This window comes from Streptomyces alkaliphilus (assembly GCF_014141535.1).
Taxonomy (GTDB): domain Bacteria; phylum Actinomycetota; class Actinomycetes; order Streptomycetales; family Streptomycetaceae; genus Streptomyces; species Streptomyces alkaliphilus.
Genome location: NZ_VKHT01000644.1, coordinates 1 through 3,035 on the forward strand (window position 1 = coordinate 1; position 3,035 = coordinate 3,035).

Sequence of the window (3,035 nt, forward strand, 5' to 3'; positions counted from 1 at the left end):
GCCCCCGGGACCCCGCCCCCGGTCGCGCTCACCGCGCCGGCCGGCGCGTTCCGTTCACGGTTGCCGCTGTCATGTGCGAGGTCATGCCGAAGTGGCCAGGAGCGGTTCGGCGGCCTCCCGGAGTTCCTTGACCGAGGGGTCGTCCCGGTAGGGCTCGAGCCGGTCGAGCAGGGCCCGGACGTAGTCGGTGGTGCGGGCGGAGGAGATGCGCCCCGCCACCCGCAGCGCGCGGTTGCCCGCGTCGCACGCGGCGTCCAGGTTCCCGGCCTCCAACTCGGCGAACGCCTTGACCACCAGGCGCAGGCCGTGCGAGCGGGCGAAGTCCTCGGTGGGCTCGGAGAGCGCCTCCTCGTTGAAGCGGCGGGCCTGATGGGGGATGCGCAGGTCGGTGTAGCACTCGGCGGCGTCGGCGGCGAGCCGGTCGTAGGCGTAGAAGTCCAGCCAACCCGGGTCGGGATCGCTGTCCCGGGAGCGCTGCAGGCCGCTCTCGGCGGCGGCGATGGCGGTACCGCAGGCGGCGGCCTCGCCCGCCTTGGCCAGTGCCCGGGCCTCCACGAGGTGGAAGAAGCTCATGGTCTTCGGGGTGGCCAGCGAGCGGTTGCGCTCCAGCGCGGCCTGCGCCAGGTCCACACCCTCGTCGGCGAAGCCCCGGTAGGTGGCCTGGAGGGACATCGAGGCCAGCACGTACCCGCCCAGCGGCACGTCGGCCGCCGCCCGGGCCAGGCGCAGCGCCTGGATGTAGTAGCGCTGGGCGGCCTCCTGTTGCCCGGTGTCGAAGGCCATCCACCCGGCCAACCGGGTGAGTTCGGCGGTGGCGCGGAACAGTGAGCGGCCCACCTCGTCGCTGTATCGCCCCAGCAGCAGGGGCGCGGCGTCGGAGCGCAGACACTCCGCCACCATGGCCGAACGCCAGTCCCCGCCGCCGTACTTGGAGTCCCAGCGGCGGGCCTCCTCGGCGGCCTCGCGGAGCTTGGAGACATCGCTGTGGCCGACCCGACCGATTCGGCCGGCCGGGCCGGGACCGACGAGGCCGCGTGCCGCGGGGGCCGGGCCCCGGGCGCGGCCCCCGCCCTCCCCGTTCGCGCCGCCCGCCGACCCGTGGGATCCGTTCTGCCCGTTCTGCCCCTTCGCCGGACCGCCCCCGGTCGGGGGCCCGGCGGGCGCCGCGTCACCGCCGGCGCGCCGGGGCCGGCCGCCCTCGTCGGCGGGTTCGCGTCCCACCGCCGGGTCGGCCGGGGTTATCAGCCAGCGGGCGGCGGGCGTGGCGTACGCGCTGACCGCGAAGGACCCCGCCAGGGACTGCCATATGCCGCGCCCCGAGCCGCTGTCCAGGCGGTACAGTTCGGTGGCGCCGCGCACGGCGGTCTCCACGTCGCGGGGGAAGGCCAACCCCACCTCGGGCGCGGGATCGGTGTCGGCGAGGCCGATCTCGTGCAGGTGCACCGGCCGGCCCAGCTTGCTGCTGATGGCGGCGGCGATCAGGTGTGGTGCCGCTCCCTGGGGCACCATGCCCTTGGTGACCCACCGGGCCACCGAGGTCTTGTCGTAACGCAGCGTCAGGCCGCGTTGCGCGCCGAGGTCGTTGACCCGGCGGGCCAGCCCGGCGTTGCTCATGCCGGCGAGAGCGAGGACGGCTCCCAGCTTCTCGTTCGGTCCGCGTGACTCCCTGGACATGCGCGCACCCCTGACACACCCATCGGTGGCCCCGCGTCGGGCACGGGACGCTCCCCAATATTCCGCCAACCCAGCGTAGTTCGGTGCCTTCTGACCGTTAAGGGGCTTGTACGGGGATGGCCGGTCCTCGTCCCCGGGGCTTCGTCCCCCGGGGGCGTGCCGGGCCCCGGTTCGCGAGCCGGGCGCGTCCGGTTCCGCTCGAACGTCCCGGCGTGACGCGAGTGTCCGACCGTGAGCCGGGGACCGGTGGGAACGTGCTCCCGTCGTGTGGCCGTGCGCCCGTCCGTGCGCTCTTAGCAGGAGCGACCCACGGGGTTTGGATGATTCCGCGTGGGTCGGTCCGCCGCGCTCCGGGCGTCCGGTGGGCCGGGGAGCCGTCGTTCTCATCCCCGCGGACGGCGGTTCGGGCCCGGGAGACGTGGGACGTCTCCCGGGCCACGACATCCCGGGTGCCCCTCCCGCCCCGGGCGTCCGAGGCCGACTCCGAACGGAGTTTGGCCGAAAACAGCCGGTTTTCCGCGCGTCGTCCGCGGACCGGCCGCATCGCCCTGCCCTTCTGCGGTTTCCCCTCCAATACACCGTTGCCGCGCTTCCCGTGGCAGCATGGGCACACCACACCCTTCGAGCGCCCGTGACCTGCGGGCTCGACAACTCAAGCGGGGGGAGGCGGCCATGCGGTGGTTGGTGGGGTGGTGCGGCGCCTCGGCGACGGCGCTCGGCGAGGTGAGGCCCCTCGGCGCCCAACTCATCTGGGACGGCCCCGACCCGCTCTGGGCTGTGGGCGACTGGCGGTTGGACGAGATCCGCCTGGTGCACGCCGACGGTGACACCCACCTGGCCGTCTTCGGCTACTGCGGCGCCACGGACGCCCAGTTGCGCAACGCGCTGATCTCGGCCCGCGCCGGCGCCCTGCGTCAACTCACCACGTGGCCCGGCGGATACACGGCGGTCGCCCGCTTCGGCCGGCGCACCGCCATCCCCTCCGACCTCGCCGGCGCACGCCCCGTCTTCCACACCCGGTGGGCCGGCGGAACCGCCTACGCCACCGCCGCCCTCCCCCTCGCCGATCTCACCGAGGCCCAACTCGACGTCAACCAACTCGGCGCCCAACTCGCCTGCCCCGAGACCCCCGAGGCCCTGGGCAGCGGCACCCCCTACGTCGGCGTGCACCGGGTGGCACCCGGCCACGCGCTGGTGCTGCGAGAGGGCGGCAGCCGCGACACCGTCGACTACGAACCCTCCCTGCCCACGGTCGTCGCCGCGCCCCCGGTCGAACGGGAGGCAGCCATAGCCGGCATCCGCGACGCACTGGTGGAGGCCGTCCGCACCCGCCTGGCCGCCCCCCGGCACGCCGGCGTGCC

1 protein-coding gene and 1 pseudogene are annotated in these 3,035 nt (G+C 74.8%); one reads left to right on the plus strand and one right to left on the minus strand.

From position 1 onward, the window contains the following. Positions 1–81: 81 nt before the first annotated feature. A complete protein-coding gene (locus tag FNQ90_RS17890) occupies positions 82–1,674 on the minus strand; it encodes a sporulation protein (RefSeq protein WP_182607307.1) in 1,593 nt (530 codons plus the stop codon). Positions 1,675–2,346: 672 nt separating this feature from the next. Between FNQ90_RS17890 and FNQ90_RS17895 the strand changes: the two are divergent. Further along, positions 2,347–3,035 (plus strand): annotated as a pseudogene (locus tag FNQ90_RS17895) (asparagine synthase-related protein); the annotation flags it as partial.